Origin of the sequence: Fuscovulum sp. (assembly GCA_035192965.1) — a bacterium.
Taxonomy (GTDB): Bacteria; Pseudomonadota; Alphaproteobacteria; order Rhodobacterales; family Rhodobacteraceae; genus Paragemmobacter.
Map to the genome: position 1 here is coordinate 2,380,761 of CP136571.1, position 17,094 is coordinate 2,397,854.

16 protein-coding genes are annotated in these 17,094 nt (G+C 65.1%); 10 read left to right on the top strand and 6 right to left on the bottom strand.

Annotated elements, in window-relative coordinates:
- Nucleotides 1-270 precede the first annotated feature (270 nt).
- From RSE12_11695 to RSE12_11710, 4 genes are read left to right on the top strand one after another with little or no spacing between them, the layout of a single operon-like run.
- On the top strand, nt 271-1,926 hold the full coding sequence (locus RSE12_11695) for a L,D-transpeptidase family protein (protein ID WRH61057.1): 1,656 nt from the start codon (nt 271-273) through the stop codon (nt 1,924-1,926).
- A gap of 37 nt (nt 1,927-1,963) precedes the next feature.
- On the top strand, nt 1,964-3,058 hold the full coding sequence (locus RSE12_11700; GenBank protein ID WRH61058.1) for a UDP-3-O-(3-hydroxymyristoyl)glucosamine N-acyltransferase: 1,095 nt from the start codon (nt 1,964-1,966) through the stop codon (nt 3,056-3,058).
- Nucleotides 3,059-3,096: 38 nt separating this feature from the next.
- The gene (locus tag RSE12_11705) at nt 3,097-3,357 is read left to right on the top strand and encodes an acyl carrier protein (GenBank protein ID WRH61059.1); all 261 of its coding nucleotides are present in this window, start codon (nt 3,097-3,099) and stop codon (nt 3,355-3,357) included.
- The gene (locus tag RSE12_11710) at nt 3,354-4,550 is read left to right on the top strand and encodes a beta-ketoacyl-[acyl-carrier-protein] synthase family protein (GenBank protein ID WRH61060.1); all 1,197 of its coding nucleotides are present in this window, start codon (nt 3,354-3,356) and stop codon (nt 4,548-4,550) included. The genes RSE12_11705 and RSE12_11710 overlap by 4 nt, the downstream gene beginning before the upstream one ends.
- Nucleotides 4,551-4,603: 53 nt before the next feature.
- Here RSE12_11710 and RSE12_11715 read toward each other — a convergent pair whose 3' ends face one another.
- Nucleotides 4,604-5,287, bottom strand: a complete 684-nt coding sequence (locus RSE12_11715) for an invasion associated locus B family protein (protein ID WRH61061.1) — start codon at nt 5,285-5,287, stop codon at nt 4,604-4,606.
- A gap of 468 nt (nt 5,288-5,755) precedes the next feature.
- Between RSE12_11715 and RSE12_11720 the strand changes: the two genes are divergently transcribed.
- Complete coding sequence (locus RSE12_11720) at nt 5,756-7,339, top strand: helicase HerA-like domain-containing protein (GenBank protein ID WRH61062.1); 1,584 nt, start codon at nt 5,756-5,758, stop codon at nt 7,337-7,339.
- 101 nt (nt 7,340-7,440) lie between these two features.
- A complete protein-coding gene (locus tag RSE12_11725) occupies nt 7,441-7,686 on the top strand; it encodes a hypothetical protein (GenBank protein WRH61063.1) in 246 nt (81 codons plus the stop codon).
- 11 nt (nt 7,687-7,697) lie between these two features.
- On the opposite strand, the gene RSE12_11730 is transcribed toward RSE12_11725, so the two are convergent.
- From RSE12_11730 to RSE12_11745, 4 genes are all read right to left on the bottom strand, one after another.
- Nucleotides 7,698-8,996 (bottom strand): HlyC/CorC family transporter, encoded by a 1,299-nt coding sequence (locus RSE12_11730; GenBank protein ID WRH61064.1) that lies wholly within the window; start codon nt 8,994-8,996, stop codon nt 7,698-7,700.
- Nucleotides 8,997-9,063: 67 nt separating this feature from the next.
- Nucleotides 9,064-10,011 (bottom strand): site-specific tyrosine recombinase XerD, encoded by a 948-nt coding sequence (locus RSE12_11735; protein ID WRH61065.1) that lies wholly within the window; start codon nt 10,009-10,011, stop codon nt 9,064-9,066.
- A gap of 2 nt (nt 10,012-10,013) precedes the next feature.
- Nucleotides 10,014-11,528, bottom strand: coding sequence for a hypothetical protein (locus tag RSE12_11740; GenBank protein WRH61066.1), 1,515 nt, complete (start codon nt 11,526-11,528; stop codon nt 10,014-10,016).
- A 16-nt stretch (nt 11,529-11,544) separates the two neighbouring features.
- Nucleotides 11,545-11,679, bottom strand: coding sequence for a hypothetical protein (locus tag RSE12_11745; GenBank protein ID WRH61067.1), 135 nt, complete (start codon nt 11,677-11,679; stop codon nt 11,545-11,547).
- A gap of 261 nt (nt 11,680-11,940) precedes the next feature.
- Between RSE12_11745 and RSE12_11750 the strand changes: the two genes are divergently transcribed.
- Both RSE12_11750 and aroB read left to right on the top strand, forming a co-directional pair.
- A complete protein-coding gene (locus RSE12_11750; protein ID WRH64809.1) occupies nt 11,941-12,486 on the top strand; it encodes a shikimate kinase in 546 nt (181 codons plus the stop codon).
- A 1-nt stretch (nt 12,487) separates the two neighbouring features.
- Nucleotides 12,488-13,603: a 3-dehydroquinate synthase gene (gene aroB, locus RSE12_11755; GenBank protein ID WRH61068.1), complete on the top strand. Its 1,116-nt coding sequence runs from the start codon at nt 12,488-12,490 to the stop codon at nt 13,601-13,603.
- Here aroB and RSE12_11760 read toward each other — a convergent pair whose 3' ends face one another.
- A complete protein-coding gene (locus tag RSE12_11760) occupies nt 13,604-14,047 on the bottom strand; it encodes a hypothetical protein (GenBank protein WRH61069.1) in 444 nt (147 codons plus the stop codon). It abuts the gene before it with no gap.
- Nucleotides 14,048-14,187: 140 nt separating this feature from the next.
- Between RSE12_11760 and RSE12_11765 the strand changes: the two genes are divergently transcribed.
- Both RSE12_11765 and RSE12_11770 read left to right on the top strand, forming a co-directional pair.
- Nucleotides 14,188-15,699, top strand: a complete 1,512-nt coding sequence (locus RSE12_11765; protein WRH61070.1) for an alpha/beta fold hydrolase — start codon at nt 14,188-14,190, stop codon at nt 15,697-15,699.
- Nucleotides 15,700-15,807: 108 nt separating this feature from the next.
- Nucleotides 15,808-17,046 carry a Coenzyme F420 hydrogenase/dehydrogenase, beta subunit C-terminal domain gene (locus tag RSE12_11770; GenBank protein ID WRH61071.1) on the top strand — a complete coding sequence of 413 codons (1,239 nt, stop codon included), beginning with the start codon at nt 15,808-15,810 and terminating at the stop codon, nt 17,044-17,046.
- Nucleotides 17,047-17,094: the final 48 nt, after the last annotated feature.

The following is a 17,094-nucleotide window of genomic DNA, read 5'->3' on the forward strand; positions in this document are numbered from 1 at the left end:
GCGCCGTAGTGTTATTGCACAGGACGATTCGTGACCCAAGCGCTGATTGGCGGGCCAGACGCAACAAAGCCCCAATCGGCAAATTTTCGCTGAACGGCGGGGGGCGATGTGCAAATTTCCGCGCCTGTTGCCAACACAGCGCTATTGCCGCATCGGAAACGATCTTGCGCTTCCGGGCCTTCGCGATGTGGTGGTTGTGAATGGACTCTGCTTGGGGAATCACCCAAACTGTCGCAAATACACATAAATTCGCGGGTTTCGGGGAACGTCATGGTGGTGTCTGAAGCGGTTGTTAAGGGGTTCGAGCGCAATCAGGCAGCACATGGTCGCTGGGGCAGGGGTATCGCATCGCTCTTGCTGACGGCGGCGCTGGCTTTGCCACCCGCCGCAGGTCTGGCGCAGGCTGTGCAACCCTCTGCGCCCTATGCGCAGGCCGTGGCGGTTGCGCTGACCGAAGACGCAACGCTGGCCGATTACTATCGTGCCCGCAATTACGCCACGCTCTGGACCGGGGCCGAGGATGCGGCGCGGCGGGCTGCGCTTTTTGCTGCACTTGATGGTGCAGCGGCGCATGGCCTGCCCGTGGCCCGCTATGATGCCGCCGCCTTGCGCGCCGCCTTTGCCGCCGCTGTCACCGAAGGCGACCGTGGCCGGCTTGAGGTGCGGATGACCCGTGCCTTCCTTGATTATGCATCTGACGTGGCGACCGGGGTTCTTGTCCCCGAAGAGGCCGATGCCGGGATCCACCGCGAGGTGACGCGTCTTGATCCCCTGCGCCTGCTGGCACAGATCGACCAGACCGATCCGCAGGCCCTGCTGCGTGGCCTGCCGCCCAAGACACCCGAATATGCCCGCCTGATGAAGGAAAAGCTGGCGCTTGAGGCCAGGATGGCCGGTGGCGGCTGGGGTGCTGCGGTTCAGGCCGATGCGCTTGCGCCGGGGGATACCGGGGCAGATGTGGTGGCGCTGCGCGACAGGCTGGTGGCCATGGGCTATCTGCGCCGCTCCGCGACCGCGATCTATGATCGCGATATGCAGGCCGCCGTGCAGCGTTTTCAGATCGACCACGGCCTGACAGCCGATGGCCGTGCCACTGCGGAAACGCTGGCCGAACTGAATGTCAGCCCCGAGGACCGGGTCAAATCCATCGTCGTGGCGATGGAACGCCTACGCTGGATGCATGACACCGTGCGCGGCCCGCGCCATATCTGGGTGAACCTGCCCGATTTCACGTCAAAGATCGTGGATCACGGCAAGGTCACCTTCCAGACCCGCGCCGTCATCGGCAAGAACGTCCCCGATCAGCGCAGCCCGGAATTTTCCGATGAGATGGACCATCTGGTCATCAACCCCAGCTGGGGCGTGCCGCGGTCCATCATCGTCAAGGAATACCTGCCCTTGTTGCAGCGTAACCCCAATGCCGTCAGCCACCTTCAGGTGATTGACCGCAACGGTCGTGTCGTCCCGCGCGGCGCTGTGAACTTTGCCGCCTATTCCGCGCGCAGCTTTCCCTTTGGCCTGCGCCAGCCGCCATCGGACGGCAACGCGCTGGGAAAGGTGAAGTTCATGTTCCCCAACCAGTACAACATCTATCTGCACGACACGCCCGCCAAGGAACTGTTCGACCATGAGGTCCGCGCCTACAGCCATGGCTGTATCCGTCTGGCCGATCCCTTTGATTTCGCCTATGCCCTGCTGGCCGCGCAAACCGATGATCCGAAAGGGTTCTTTCAGGATCATCTCGACAGCGACCGTGAAACGGTGGTGAAATTCGATGAAAAGCTGCCCGTGCATCTGGTGTATTTCACCGCTTGGCCGACCGCCAAGGGCGAGATGACCTATCGGCGTGATATCTATGGCCGCGACGGACGCATCTTCGACGCGCTGACCGAGGCTGGGGTAGCCTTGGACGGCGTTCAGGGGTAAGCCTGCGGCGGACGGACTGACCCAAGGACGCTGCCCGATGGCCCATACGATCCGCGACATTGCTGCTGCCCTTGGGGCCCAGGCGGAGGGGGACCTTGACATCAAGGTCACCCGCGCGTCCGAGCCGCAAAGCGCGGGCCCCGATGCGCTCGCGCTGGCGATGGACCCGAAATACGCAGGCGGTATCGCGCAAGGCGGGGCGCGGGCGGCCCTGCTTTGGCCTGGGGCCGATTGGCAGGCGCTGGGGCTGAAAGCCGCGATCTTTGCCCCGCGCGGGCGGCTAGCGATGGCCGGGCTGACCGTGCTGATGGACCCCGGCCCCGATATCGCCCCCGGCATCCACCCGATGACGGCGATCGACCCCGGTGCCGAAATCGGCGACGGGGCTGCGATCGGCCCCTTTGTCACCATCGGGCGCGGCGTGCGCATCGGCGCGCGTGCGCGCATCGCCAGCCATGTTTCCATCGCCGAAGGCGCGCAGATCGGCGATGATGCCCTGATCCTGCAAGGCGCGCGCATCGGCGCGCGGGTCACCATCGGGCATCGGTTCATCTGCCAACCCGGCGCGGTCATCGGGGCGGACGGGTTTTCCTTCGTCACACCCGAAAAATCGGGTGTGGAAGAGATTCGCGAAACCCTCGGCACGCGCGAAGGCATCAAGGATCAAAGCTGGACGCGGATTCACTCGCTTGGTGCCGTGACGCTGGGCGATGATGTCGAACTGGGCGCGAATGTCTGCATCGACCGCGGCACCATCCGCGACACCACCATCGGATCGGGTACCAAACTCGATAACCTCGTCCATATCGGCCATAACGTGCAGATCGGGCGCGATTGCCTGCTTTGCGGGCAGGTCGGCATCGCCGGTTCCGCGCGCATCGGCGACCGGGTGGTGATGGCCGGCCAATGCGGGGTGAATGACAACATCTTTGTCGGCAATGACGTCATTGCTGGCGGCGCGACCAAGATTTTCACCAACGCCCCCGCAGGCCGCGTGCTGCTGGGGTACCCGGCGGTGAAGATGGAAACCCATGTGGAAATCCAGAAAGCGCTGCGCCGTCTGCCCCGTCTGGCCGCCCGCGTGGCGGAAATCGAACGCAGTGTCATTCCAAAGTCATCTGAGAGCGACTAGATCGTTGCAGAGTGACACAAGGAACGGCGGGAACGTCCATGGATTTGCAGCAACAGGTGATTGCCATCATCGCCGAACAGGCCGTGCTGGATGTGTCGGATGTGACCCCGGACAGCACCATCGAAAGCCTGGGCATCGACTCGCTCGGTCTGGTCGAGGCGATTTTCGCGATGGAAGAGGCTTTTGACATCTCGATCCCGTTCAACGCCAACGATCCGGCCCAGTCGGGTTTTGACATGACCAGCGTCGCGGCCATTGTCGATGCGGTGCAGGGATTGGTGGCGCAAAGGGCCGCATGAGGCGGGTTGTCATCACCGGGGCAGGCACCGTCAATGCCCTCGCGCATGACGTGCCGGGAACATGGGCCGCCATGCGTGCCGGGCGCTGCGGCATCGGCCCGTTGGATATTCCCGATCTTGACAGGTTGTCGGTCCGCATCGGCGGGCAGGTCACGGGCTGGGACGCGACCGCGCATCTGGACCGGGCCACGATCACCGCGTCAGACCGGTTCGCCCAGTTTGCGCTGGTCGCCGCTGCGCAGGCCATGGCGCAATCCGGGCTGGCGGTGGGCGAGGGGGCCGATTGCGGCGTCATCCTCGGCACGGCGGGCGGGGGATTGCAAACCTCCGATGACAGCTACCGCGCGGTCTATGCCGATGGCAAATCCCGCGTCCACCCGCTGACCGTGCCGCGCCTGATGGCCAATGCCGGGGCCAGCCATGTGTCCATGGCGCATGGTATTCGTGGCCCGGTCTTCACCGTTTCCACAGCCTGCGCCAGTTCCAACCACGCCATGGGCCTTGCCTTTCAGATGATCCGCGCAGGCGCGATGCGTGCCGTCCTCACTGGCGGGTCCGAGGCGATGCTGTGCTTCGGCGGCATCAAGGCCTGGGAAGGGCTGCGCGTCATGTCCTCCTGCGCTTGCCGTCCCTTCAGCCGCACCCGCGATGGCATGGTTCAGGGCGAAGGCGCGGCGGTTTTCGTGTTCGAGGATCGCGAAGCGGCGCTGGCGCGTGGGGCCGAAATTCTGGCCGAAGTCGTGGGTTTCGCGATGACATCGGATGCCACCGATCTTGTCGCACCTTCGGTTGACGGGGCTGCAAGGGCGATGTCGGGCGCGCTGGCCGATGCCGGGCTCGCCCCCGGCGTTGTGGATTACATCAATGCCCATGGCACCGGCACCGCTGCGAATGACCGAACGGAAACCGCTGCCATCCAACAGGTTTTCGGCGCGCAAACCCCGCCGGTCAGTTCGACCAAGGCCATGCATGGCCATCTGATCGGCGGCACGGGCGCGGTGGAATTGCTGGCCTGCCTCATGGCCCTGCGCGAGGGCGTGATCGCCCCCACTGTCGGCTTTGAAGAGGCCGATCCCGAATGTGCGCTGGATGTCGTGCCGAACGTGGCGCGTCAGGCAGAGGTGACGGTCGCCATGTCCAACGCCTTCGCCTTTGGCGGGTTGAACGCGGTTCTTGTGCTGCGCCGCGCCTAACGAAAAGGGCCGCGCCCTGCGGCACGGCCCTGTGTTCTCGGCGCGAACCGGGATCAGTCCTGCGCAGCACCTTCGGCGGGTGCCGCAGCTTCGGCTGCCACACGGGCGGCTTCCACGGCGTCATAACCGGCGGTGAAGCCTTTCAGCGACATGTCCAGCGCCACCGTCTTGTCGGGGGCAACCGCGGGAACGATGGTCATCGTGGCCTTTGCACCGGCCTTGAAGCCCGCCACTTCGGCAGCGGTAAAGCCCACGCGCGCCACGCAACCCATCTGCGAGCAGAAGGTGAACGGATAGATCTTCGGTTCGGTCGCATCCACGGCCAGCCGCAGACCAGCGGGCAGCAGCGTTTCCAGCGGCACGATGATCGTGGCCCCGGCCGCAGCCTCGCCCCCTGCAGGCAGCGAGAACATCCCGATTTCAGCCACCGAATTGCCTTCGCCGTCTTTCAGCAACTGATACAGCTGGCAGGGTTCCGCACCCTCGGCCACACGCACGCAGCGCAGTTCCCAGGATTCAAAAGCCTCTTTCACATAGGTCGACCCGGGGCCATCGGCCGGGGCCTGACCCATCGACAGGTCTTCGGCGACGGCGGCATCGGCCGCGGGGGCCGCGGTTTCTGCGGGGGCTTCCGTGGCTTCCGTGGCTTCCTGTGCAAGCGCCGCAAAGCCGGATGCAGAGACAAGCCCGAAGGCCAGCGCAACAGCCAGCGGACGATGAAGGGAAAGGAGTGACATAAGCTGCGTCCTTGGTTGGTTTCGCAGCCGCTTACCATGCGGCGCAAGCAGTGTCAGGTGCCAAATTGGTGATGCGCGGGCGGTGGCCGCCCGGTCTGCATGAAAGCGGGACAAAATGAAAAAGGGCCGGTCGACCGGCCCTTTTCGCGTCGTATTATTGCTCCCTGTCGGACTGGCCGACTTCATGGAGACGGACGCTAAGCGGTTATTTCCAGTCCGTCAACCGGGAATCTGGGCCCATGCACGGCTGAAATCATTGGATAAACCTGTCCTTTTGGTCAAAATTCAAACGGCTGATCCGGCGCCCCACCGCGTGCTCTGTTGCGCTGCGACAGCGGCGCAGTCGCCCCGCACCCACCCGGCGCAATCCTGCACTGGCGCGGCCGGGCAAAGCCTGTATCTTTGCCGCCGGGCCGGGGCAGCAAAGATGATCCGCGCCCCGTTCGGATGACAGCGCAGGGGCAGGGAATGACCGATCAGGCAAGCATTTTCGTGGGTGGCGGCGGTGAGGGGTATGGCCTGCCACAAACCCTGCTGCTGAAATACGGCAACCGCCATGGCCTGATCGCAGGGGCCACCGGCACCGGCAAGACGGTCACGCTGCAAATCCTTGCCGAAGGTTTTTCCGCCGCCGGGGTGCCGGTCTTCATGGCTGATGTGAAGGGCGATCTGTCGGGGCTTGCCGCGCCCGGTTCGGCCACGCACAAGCTGCACACGCCCTTTACCGAACGGTCCGCCAAGATTGGGCTGGACCTGCAATACCGGTCCTTCCCGGTCGTGTTCTGGGATCTGTTCGGCGAACAGGGCCACCCGATCCGCGCCACCGTGGCCGAGATGGGGCCTTTGCTGCTCTCGCGCCTTCTCGAACTGACCGAGGCGCAGGAAGGCGTGTTGAACGTCGCCTTCCGTCTGGCCGATGAGGAAGGCCTGCCGCTGCTCGATTTGAAGGATCTTCAGGCGCTGTTGGTTTTCATCGGCGAGAATTCGGATGCCATCTCCACCCGCTATGGCCTTGTCGCCACCGCCTCCATCGGCGCGATCCAGCGGCGTCTTCTGGTGTTGGAAAACGAAGGCGGGGTAAAGCTGTTCGGCGAACCCGCGCTTGATCTGGCCGACCTGATGCTTCTGGATGCCAATGGGGCAGGGCGCATCAACATCCTCGCCGCCGACAAGCTGATGAACAGCCCCCGCCTCTATGCCACCTTCCTGCTCTGGCTCTTGTCGGAACTGTTCGAATCCCTGCCCGAAGTGGGCGATCCCGACAAACCCAAGCTGGTCTTTTTCTTCGACGAGGCGCATCTGCTGTTCACCGACGCGCCCAAGGCACTGGTGGCCAAGGTGGAACAGGTGGCTCGCCTGATCCGGTCCAAGGGGGTGGGGGTCTATTTCATCACCCAGAACCCCGCCGATGTGCCGGAAAACATTCTGGGTCAGTTGGGCAACCGCGTGCAGCACGCGCTGCGTGCCTTTACCGCCAAGGATCAGAAGGATCTGAAGATGGCGGCGGAAACCTATCGCCCCAATCCGCGCTTTGACACGCAAGAGGCGATCCGTGATGTCGGCACCGGCGAGGCGGTCACGTCCTTTCTGGAAAACAAGGGCATCCCCGGGATCGTGGAACGCACCCTGATCCGCCCGCCCTCCAGCCAGCTTGGCCCCATCGACCCGGCCGTAAGGGCGCAACTGATGGTGGCCTCTCCGGTTGCCGGGAAATACGACAAGGTGGTTGATCGCGAAAGCGCCTATGAAATGCTGCGGTCCCGGGCCGATGCCGCCGCGCGTGAGGCGCAGGCGCAGGAAGGGGCGCAATCGGATGACCGCCCCTCCCCCTGGGACAAGGGGGCCGATCGGCCCGATGGCGATGCCGATGGGTACAGCCGGGCCCGCCGCTATGACGGCAATGCCAAGGCCGAACCCAAGCCCCGCAGCAGTTCCAGCCGCAGCGATTCCGTGGGTGAGGCCTTTGCCAAAAGCTTTGCCCGCCAATTGGGCAGCCGCAGCGGGCAGGCCCTGGTGCGCGGTATCTTGGGATCTCTGTTCCGCAGTCGATAAGGGTAGGGGGCAACCCATCCGCAGGGATGGGTGTCATCCCTATGCCCGCTGGAAATGGCGGCAGATTCGCGGCATCTTTGCGGCACAACCGGAGATGCCAGATGACGCAGCGCGCCCCAGATCAGGACGAGCCCGCCCCGCTTTCGCCAGATGCGCAAGCAAGCGGCCCGGTGGATGAGGTGGCGCCGGCCTATTTCGATCAGGCGCTGTTCGACCTGCATTATCACCTGCTGGCCGTGCGCACGCAGGGCCTGCCGCCTGTTCCCAACCCCGAAGAATACGGTGTGACCGTGGATCGCAACGGCAACGTCACGCGCACCGCCGCGCCATCCGCACCCCAGATCTGACAGTTTGCCGCCTAAAGCGGGCGCACCCGCAGCCGCGTGATCCGATTCTCCCGCTTTTGCAGAACCTCAAACCGGAACCCGTGAAAGCTGAAGGCCTGCCCCTCGGACGGGATGGTCTGCGATTCGTGAATCACCAGACCGGCAATCGTATTGGCCTCGTCATCCGGCAATGACCAGTCATTCGCGCGGTTCAGGTCGCGGATCGTCATGGCCCCGTCGATGATGTAATCGCCCGCCTCATTCCGGCTTAGCCCGCCATCCTTGGCAACCACGTCGAACTCATCCGTGATCTCGCCCACGATTTCCTCAAGGATATCTTCCAGCGTGATCAGCCCCTGCAACGCGCCATATTCATCGACCACCAGCGCGAAATGCGTGCGCCGCGTCAGAAACTCGCGCATCTGTTCGTCCAGTGTGGTGGTTTCGGGAATGAAATAGGGCTTCATTGCCACCTTCACGATGTCGAGCCCCGCCAACTGCTCCATCCCGCCCGTCGCATCGCCGCGCATCAACCGATCCACCTCGCGCAGCAGATCTTTGGCATGGATCACGCCCAGAATGTTTTCGTCACTGCCGCGAAAGATCGGCAACCGGGTGTGGGGAGAGGCCAGCGCCTGCGACAGTATCTTTTCTGGCGCGTCATCGGCGTTAATCATCTCGATCTGGCGGCGATGGCGCATGATTTCGTCCACCGTGCGGTGGGTCAGGTCCAGCGCGCCCAGCAACCGGTCGCGCGCATCTTTTTCCACCGCGCCTTCGGAATGGCCAAGCGCAATGGTTCCGGCAATCTCTTCGCGCATGGCGGTCATCCGCCCGGCATCATTGCCGCGCACGCCAAGCAGATGCAGCAAACCCCGCACCACAGCCCGCACCACGGAAACAACCGGCGAAAAGACAACGATCAACACCCGAATAATCGGTGCCACCCGTGTGGCCACTGCTTCTGGATAGGTGATGGCAAAGGTCTTGGGCAGCACCTCGCCAAAGATCAGGACCAGCACAGTCATCCCCAGCGTGGCCAGCGCAACACCTGAATCCCCGAAAAGCCGTGTCAGCAGGGCCGTTGCCAAAGATGCCGACAGGATGTTGACGATGTTGTTGCCCAACAAAAGCGCGCCAATCATCCGCTCGCTGTCTTCGGTCACGGCCATGGCGCTGGCCGCGCCTGTTGATCCCTTATCCGCCTGCGCCTTCAGCTTGCCCCGCGACGACGCGGTCAGCGCCGTCTCGGACCCCGAGAAAAAGGCCGAAAGGCACAACAGGCAAAGGATGGAAACGGCAGTGATCCAGAAAGCGGCGTCAAGCGTCATTGGGGTTCCGGTGCAAACACCGCACCAACAGGCGGCAGCGCCACTATGCGGGCAGGGGGCGGCAGGCTCAACCCTTGGGCTGCGGTTTCGCGAGGGGATGATGTTCCAGCACCAGTGATTTCAGGTGTTCGTCCAGAACGTGGGTGTAAATCTCTGTCGTGGCCACATCGGCATGGCCCAACAGCGTCTGGATCACCCGCAGATCGGCCCCGCCTGCCAGCAGATGGGTGGCAAAGGCATGGCGCAGCGTATGCGGCGTCACCTTGCCCGGATCGACGCCCGCCAGCACGGCGATATCCTTGATCAGCAGATAGAAGTGCTGCCGTGTCAGATGCCCGTCCGTGCCGGGGCCGGGGAACAGATGGCGGTTGGCGGCATGGCCCTGTTTGCGTGCCTTTTCCTCGGCACTGTCGCGCTGCGCCAGCCAACCGGTCAGCGCCGCCCGTGCAGGGCCGGACAGCGGCACCATCCGCTCCTTGCCGCCCTTGCCGCGCACCAGAATCATTCTTGGGTCGCCCCGCACAGCGGCCACGGGCAGTTCCACCAGTTCCGATACGCGCATGCCCGTCGCATAAAGCAGTTCCAGCAGCGCGCGGTTCCGCAGCCGCTCGCCTTCAGCCCGGCCCTTGGTCCGGGCGGCCTCCAGCAGCCGATCCACCTCATCATGGGTCAGCGATGCGGGCAGGCGGCGCGTGGCCCCGGGCCCCTTGATGCGAATGGCAGGATTGTCGTCGCGCCAGCCTTCGCCATGACCAAAGCGATAAAGCTGCCGGATCGACGACAGCCGCCTTGCCCGCGTGGCCTTGGACAGCCCCTCTGCCTCGCAGGCAATCAGATAGGCCTCCACATCCTCGCGCGTCGCGCTAATGAAGGCTTGCCCCCGCCGCGCCAGCCAGCCCATGAAATCCGCCAGATCGCGCCCATAGGCCAGCCGTGTGTTGCGCGCCGCATCCAGTTCTGCCGCCTGCGCCTCCAGAAAGGCCGAAATCCAGGTGGCGTCGTCGCGCGGGGCCATGGTCAGCCGCGCCGTTCCAGCAGCAGCAGTTCCAACGCCGCCCGCCGCGCGGCCTTTTCCATGCCCACCTTGCGCAACAGCGACAGCCCGTCCGTCACCCCGTCCAGATCGCCCTGCACGCCGCGTTCGATCTTTTCGATGGCGGTCAGGATCGCCTCGCCCGTCCGGCTTTCATCCATCAGACGGGTCAGGTCCTCTCCCGGATCGGGCGCGATGAAGGCCGGCGCAATGGCCCGCGACAGGCTGTCTGGCGCGGTGATCCCTGCCACATCCCCCCGTGCCAGCCCGATCAGGAACAGTTCCAGCGGGCTGACCGGCTTTAGGCTGGCTGCGATCGTCTCAAAATCCGGGGCCAGCAGCCCCATCACCAGCGCGATCCGCCCCGCCTCTCCCTCGAACGGCATGGCGGCCAGCCTTTTGCCGTACAGATCGGCAAAGGCAACTTCCAGTTCCACCTCGGTCATCAAGGCCCAGATTTCGGGCAGAATCTGCGCGATGGCCGGGCGGTCCCCGGCCTGCATCGCTGCATCAAAACGCTGGAAGGCCTTGACCCTGTCCCACACCCCGCCCGAAGCCGCGGCCTTACGCTCGGTATAAAGGCCCAGCAGCACGTTGGGTGAAATCGCCCCGGCCCGCGCCAGCCGTTCCGCCGCCTCGATCTGGCTTTTCCATCCCGCTTGCGGGCGCAATTCGGCATGGGCAAAGGCGATGGGCAGCGTCGCGGTCGAAAGCGGCTCGCCAATCGCCTCGAACATCCGCCATGACAGCGGGGTCACCGGCGAGGGCGCGGGCAAGGGCGGCTCGCCTTCGTAAAGGTCGGGGTCCAGAAACCGCGACAGCAGCGCCTCCTCGGCCTCGGTGATATAGCCCAGCACTTGCCCCGTGCGCAGCGTCAGCGCCGCCGCGTTCCAGTCGCCCGACCGCGCAAGGCAAAAGATGCGCGCCGGAAAGGTGGGGGCAAGGCCGGGGGATTCCACCATGATCCGGCAGCCACGATCCTCTTCGCCCGTCAACAACGCCACGTCGAAACTGCGGCGGAACAGGTCCGGGTCCCGGCTTCCCGCCGCATCCAACAGCGCGCGCGCCTGATCCAGCGCCCCCATGTCCAAAAGCTTGTCAATGCGCGCGGTCAGCAGCGCCGCCCCCGGACCGCCATCCGCCGGCGGCACCGCCTCGGCCAGCAGCAGCGTCAGCAAAAGGCCCCGCAACGCGGGCAGGCTGTCCACCCGTTCGGCCCCGATCATCGCCACGATTTCGGCACTGCGGCCCGGCCCCCACAGGGCGGCGGGCAGACCCGTCACTTTGGGCGTCAGCAACCCCAGCGCGTCCGCCGTGGGCGCGCCGATCACGGTCACCGCCACATCCTGTTGCACCACGCCCGTCGATACGGCCGGAGCGTCCGGTGCAGGTTCTGCCGGGGGGGGCGTTGTCACCGATTGCGACAGCCAGTCGATGGCGGAAAGCGGTTCCTGCGCCGCCGCCACAGCGGGCAGGGCGGCCAACACCGCCGCAACCATTGAACCTCGCAACAGCCTAATCGGCATTCAGCGTCACCGGAACCTTCACCTCGGCCTGATCCGGGGCCATGTCCCCCAGATAGGCATAACCCGTCAGCCCGATGAACCCCAGGATCGCCAGTACCAGCAGCGCCTTGATGATCCGCCCCATATGCCTTGCCTCGTCTTCTTCCTGTCCGTTCGTTGCGGACCTTGCAGCCTGTCGCGGCCGTATCGTTGTCCGGCGGTCCCAAAGCGATTGCTCCGAGACTGCCAGATGATGGCCCAGTGATAGCCGAAGCGCTGGCAAAAGCCACGCCGCGCCGCGCGATTATATATGGCTTTCGCGCAGAGTTCACGCCATTGAGGGAGATGAAGAACAGTTTCGGCGGGCGGAAATGCGCCGGACACACAGGTGTGATGTGGGCTGAGGATAATGCAACGGCTGAAGAAGACGGTCGTTATGGTCGGCATGATGGGGGCGGGCAAGACAGCGGTCGGCACGGCCGTCGCAAAGTCGCTTGCGGTGGCGTTTCGTGATTCGGACGAAGAAATCGTCAAAGCCGCCAACCGCTCCATCGCAGAGATATTCGAACGCGATGGCGAAGGTTTCTTCCGCGCACGGGAAACCGAGGTGCTGGCCCGCTTGCTGCGTGGCGCGCCCTGCATCCTGTCCACCGGCGGCGGGGCCTTCCTGTCCGAGGTGAACCGCAACCTGATCCATGATGCGGGGATCGCCGTCTGGTTGCGCGCCGATCTGGAACTTCTGTGGCAACGCGTGCGCCACAAATCCACCCGTCCCCTGCTGCGCACGGCCAATCCGCGCGAAACGCTGCGCCAGCTTTACGAGGCGCGCGTCCCGCTCTACAGCCTTGCCGATATCACCGTGGACAGCGCCGCCGATCTGTCGATCGACGACATGGCCGCCAAGGTGATCGCCGCGCTGAAACAGCGCCCGGATGTGCTGGAAGGGGAATAGCATGGCTGTCGATGTGGTGCCCGTGGCCCTTGGGGACCGCTCTTATGAGGTGCGGATCGGCCCCGGCCTGATCGACCGCGCCGGCGCGGAAATCGCCCCCCTCCTGAAACGCCGCCGTGCCGCCGTTGTCACCGATGAAACCGTGGCCCCGCTGCACCTTTCTCGCCTTGTCGCGGCGCTGGAATCCGAAGGCATCACCGTTGCCACCCTTGCCCTGCCTGCGGGCGAACAGACAAAGGGTTGGGCCGAATTCGGCCGCTGCGTCGAATGGCTGTTGGACCAAAAGGTCGAACGCCGCGATATCGTCATCGCCTTTGGTGGCGGTGTGATCGGCGATCTTGTGGGCTTCGCTGCCGCCGTCCTGCGGCGCGGTGTGCGCTTCGTGCAAATCCCCACCACCCTGCTGGCGCAGGTCGACAGTTCCGTCGGCGGCAAGACCGGGATCAACACCCCGCAAGGTAAGAACCTTGTCGGCGCGTTTCACCAACCGTCCTTGGTGCTGGCCGACACTCTCGTCCTCGACTCCCTGCCCACCCGCGATTTTCTGGCGGGCTATGGTGAGGTGGTGAAATACGGCCTCCTCGGCGATTCCGCCTTCTTTGATTGGCTAGAGGTGAACGCCCCCGACCTCGCCACTGATGCCGGCAAACGCCAATACGCCGTGCGCCGGTCGGTCGAGATGAAGGCCGGGATCGTGTCGCGCGATGAAACCGAAGAAGGCGAACGCGCGCTGCTGAATCTGGGTCACACCTTCTGCCACGCGCTGGAAAAGGCCACCGGCTATTCCAGCCGCCTGCTGCACGGCGAAGGCGTGGCCATCGGCTGCGCGCTGGCGTTTGAGCTGTCGCAGCGCATGGGCCTGTGCGCACAAGAAGCCCCCAGCCGCGTGCGCGCCCATTTGCGCGCCATGGGCATGAAGGTGGACCTCGCCGATATCGAGGGCGATCTGCCGGGGGCCGAGGCGCTGGTCGCGCTGATGGGGCAGGACAAGAAGGTGATCGACGGCCGCCTGCGATTCATTCTCGCGCGCGGGATTGGTGAGGCCTTCGTCGCCGAAGACGTGCCGCCCGATCTGGTCACGGGGCTTCTGACCGAAGCCCTCGCCACCCGCCGCTGATCAGAACAGAACCTTGTAGCTGTTGCCCAGCGTATCGGTCGCCGTGCCGGTGCCGCTGGTCGTGCCGCTGCCCATGACAAAGGTGCCCTGCACGATGGTGCCATCCTTGCACACGGCATAAAGCTCGCCCGAGTTCACGCCCGCCACGGTTTCCCGGTCCCGCCCAAGACGCCCGCCCAGATCGCGGATCGACAGGTTGATCCCGCGTTCCTTGGTCACCACGGTGGGCGCCACGCTGGTCCACGTCCCGTTGCAGCGCGCGCCCTTTGGGATGCGGAAACTCAGCGCCCCGGAATTGTCATCGCTGTTGGTGGCCGTGGCCCGGATCACCGGCGGCGGCACCTGCGCGGCCAGCGGCCCCGTGGTGGGATAAAGCTGCATCTCCTTGGATGCACCGCAGGCGGTCAGCAGGGCAAGGGACAAAAGGGCAAGGGCGCGATGCAAGGGAAACCCCATCAAGGTGAGTGACTCTGTGGCGGCGGAACCTAAGCCCAGCCCGCGCCGGGGACAATGCCCCGTCCATCCCCCGCCGGTCACAGTTTCGCAACTGTGGCCTTTGTGCGGGACTGTGTTAGGTGGAGGGCATGGCAACAGGGCAGGGGGAATCCGTGCGGGCAGTGGTGGCGATTCTGGCGGTGATGGCCATTGTCCTGTCCGTCTGGATGCTTGAGGCCGGGCGCATGGGCCTGTCCATCACCCCCTTTGCCGTACCGGATGGCCCCCCTGCGACGCTCTATCTGGCCCCCGGCGATGATCCCGCGCCAGTGGTGGTTGTGGCCCATGGCTTTGCTGGATCGCGCCCCTTGATGGACCCTTTTGCCCTGACGCTGGCCCATGCCGGATACATCGTCGTCAGCTTTGATTTCATGGGCCATGGCCGCAACCCGCGCCCGATGACGGGGGACGTGACCACGATCAACGGCACCACAAGATTGATGCAAGAGGAGTTGCGGAGCGTCGCCCGCGCCGCCCTGACCCATCCCCGCGCGGATGGGCGTCTGGCCTATCTCGGCCATTCCATGGCCTCTGATATCATCATCCGCGCCGCGCTGAACGATCCGCCCGTGCAGGCGGTGGTCGCGGTCTCGGCCTTTTCGCAGGCCGTCACCGCTGACCGCCCCGTCAACCTGTTGATGATCACCGGTGAATGGGAGGGGATGCTGCGGACCGAGGCGCTGCGTGTCCTCCACCTTACCGATCCGCAGGCAGGCGAAGGGCAGGTCGTCGGCTCCATGACGGATGGGTCCGCCCGGCAGGTGGTCATCGCCCCGAATGTGGAACATGTGGGTGTGCTTTACGCCCCCACCGCGCTGAACGCCGCAACGGCTTGGCTCGACACCGCCTTCGGCCGCAATGGCGCGCAACCTGCACAGGCGCGGGGCGGCTGGATCCTGCTGCTGCTCGCAGGCCTTACCGCGCTGGCATGGCCACTTGCCCGCGCCTTGCCCGCCGCACCGACAGCGCCTTTGCCGCACCTACCCCTGCGCCCCTTTCTGATCGCGGCGCTTCTGCCCGCTTTGGTGGTGCCGCTCATCCTCGCGCCCTTTAACATAAGGGTACTGCCCGTGCTGGTGGCCGACTACCTCGCCCTGCATTTTGCGGCCTACGGGGCCATCACGCTGGCGCTGCTGGCCCGCGCCGGGCGCTTGCGCGGGCAGTTTCCCCTGCGCATCTGGCCCATGGCCGCACTGGTCGGACTGGCGGCGCTGCTGGCCTTCGGGATGGCGCTGGATCGCTATGTCGCCAGCTTCCTGCCCCATCCGGGCCGGATCGCGGTCATCGCCGGGCTGGCACTAGGGGCCATCCCCTATTTCCTCAGCGACGCCCTGCTGACCGAGGCCGGGCGCGCACCCCTTTGGCGCGTTCTGCTGGTGCGCGGGGCTTTCCTGATGTCCCTCATCGCCGCTGTCGCGCTGAACTTCGACCGGCTGATGTTCCTTCTGATCATCCTGCCGGTGATCCTGCTGTTCTACCTTCTGTTTGGAACCATGGCGGGCTGGGTCGGGCGGCGCACGGGCTTTGCCGCCGTGGGCGGGCTTGGCTTTGGCCTGATGCTGGCCTGGTCGTTGGGTGTGACCTTCCCGATGTTTGCTTGATGTCCAAATGAAAACTGTAACGCCAGGTTGACACATTTTCTGGACGACTCCGCCGCCGCAGGCTAGCCTCTGCCACAGGGGCCCCTCCGGCCCGCGAAAGCCGCAGTCATGCCCGATGGCCCGATCCCGCCGATCCCCGGCCTTTACGCCCCCAGCCTTGGCGGTGCGCCGCGCCCCGGCCTGTGCACCGATTGCGGCGTCTCGCGCATGGGCGACGGCAAGGCCTGTGGCCGCGCCTGCCAGTTCATTGCACCCGACTATCCGGGACTAGAGACCGAAGCGCATGGCCGCACGGCCCAGCCAGAACAGGGTGAAGAGGCCTTTTTCGGGATCACCCGCCGGATGCTGCGCGCGCGGATGACAAACCCGCTTCCCGGCGCGCAATGGACCGGGATCACCACGGCGCTGGCTGCGCGCCTGCTGGAAACCGGGGCTGTCACCGCCGTTCTTGCCACTGCGCCCGATCCGGCCGACCGCTGGAAACCGCTCCCCGTTATCGTGACCGATCCTGCCCAACTGGCACAGGTGCGCGGCATGCGCATGGGGTTCGGCCCGACGCTGGCCCTGCTGGAACCCGCCGCCGCTGCCGGACACCGCCGCATCGCGCTGGTGGGCATCCCCTGCCAGGTCCATGCCCTGCGCGCGCTGGAGGCGGAGTTGGGGTTTGAGCGGATCTATGTCATCGGCACCCCCTGTTCCGACAACACCACGACCGAAAACTTCCACCACTTCCTCGCCCAGATCGACCCCCGGCCCGACAGGATCAGTTATCTGGAGTTCCGCGCCGATTACCGCGTGGAACTGCGCTATGACGATGGCCGACCTACGCGCACCGTGCCGTTCCTGAAGCTGCCGCTGTCGAAACTGCCTGCCGATTTCTTCCCGATGACCTGCAAGACCTGCGTCGATTACACCAACCGACTGGCCGATATCACCGTGGGTTACATGGGCGGTGACGGCGACCAATGGGTCATCACCCGCAACGAGCGGGGCGAGGAACTGCTGGCCCTTCTGGCCGATCGGTTGACGGTCAAGCCGCTGACCGACAAGGGCAAACGCGCAGGCGCCGTGCGCGGCTTCATGGCCAATACCGAACGTGCCGCAGGCGGAATGCCGCTGCGCGCAATGCCCGATTGGGCGCGCCCCATCGTGGCCTTCCTGCAACCCCGCATCGGCCCGCGCGGCCTTGAATTTGCCCGCGCCCGGGTGGAGATGAAGGCGATCGAGACTGTCCTGCACCTGCGCCGCGCCTTTCCGGCCCGGATGAAGAACATGATCCCTGCCCATGTCTGGCGTCTGGTCGCGCCCTATGGCCTGACCCCCGGACCGGATGAGGAAAAGAAGTAACCGGCACGCGCCCCCGTTCCGGGGCCGCGCATCCCGTTTGCCTCGCCT

Coding starts and splice junctions, on each gene's coding strand:
- RSE12_11705 (WRH61059.1), top strand. CDS start 3,097: ATGGATTTGCAGCAACAGGTGATTGCCATCATCGCCGAACAGGCCGTG.
- RSE12_11725 (WRH61063.1), top strand. CDS start 7,441: ATGACGCAGCGCGCCCCAGATCAGGACGAGCCCGCCCCGCTTTCGCCA.
- RSE12_11730 (WRH61064.1), bottom strand. CDS start 8,996: ATGACGCTTGACGCCGCTTTCTGGATCACTGCCGTTTCCATCCTTTGC.
- RSE12_11745 (WRH61067.1), bottom strand. CDS start 11,679: ATGGGGCGGATCATCAAGGCGCTGCTGGTACTGGCGATCCTGGGGTTC.
- RSE12_11770 (WRH61071.1), top strand. CDS start 15,808: ATGCCCGATGGCCCGATCCCGCCGATCCCCGGCCTTTACGCCCCCAGC.
- RSE12_11740 (WRH61066.1), bottom strand. CDS start 11,528: ATGGTTGCGGCGGTGTTGGCCGCCCTGCCCGCTGTGGCGGCGGCGCAG.
- RSE12_11695 (WRH61057.1), top strand. CDS start 271: ATGGTGGTGTCTGAAGCGGTTGTTAAGGGGTTCGAGCGCAATCAGGCA.
- RSE12_11710 (WRH61060.1), top strand. CDS start 3,354: ATGAGGCGGGTTGTCATCACCGGGGCAGGCACCGTCAATGCCCTCGCG.
- RSE12_11715 (WRH61061.1), bottom strand. CDS start 5,287: ATGTCACTCCTTTCCCTTCATCGTCCGCTGGCTGTTGCGCTGGCCTTC.
- RSE12_11720 (WRH61062.1), top strand. CDS start 5,756: ATGACCGATCAGGCAAGCATTTTCGTGGGTGGCGGCGGTGAGGGGTAT.
- RSE12_11765 (WRH61070.1), top strand. CDS start 14,188: ATGGCAACAGGGCAGGGGGAATCCGTGCGGGCAGTGGTGGCGATTCTG.
- aroB (WRH61068.1), top strand. CDS start 12,488: ATGGCTGTCGATGTGGTGCCCGTGGCCCTTGGGGACCGCTCTTATGAG.
- RSE12_11700 (WRH61058.1), top strand. CDS start 1,964: ATGGCCCATACGATCCGCGACATTGCTGCTGCCCTTGGGGCCCAGGCG.
- RSE12_11735 (WRH61065.1), bottom strand. CDS start 10,011: ATGGCCCCGCGCGACGACGCCACCTGGATTTCGGCCTTTCTGGAGGCG.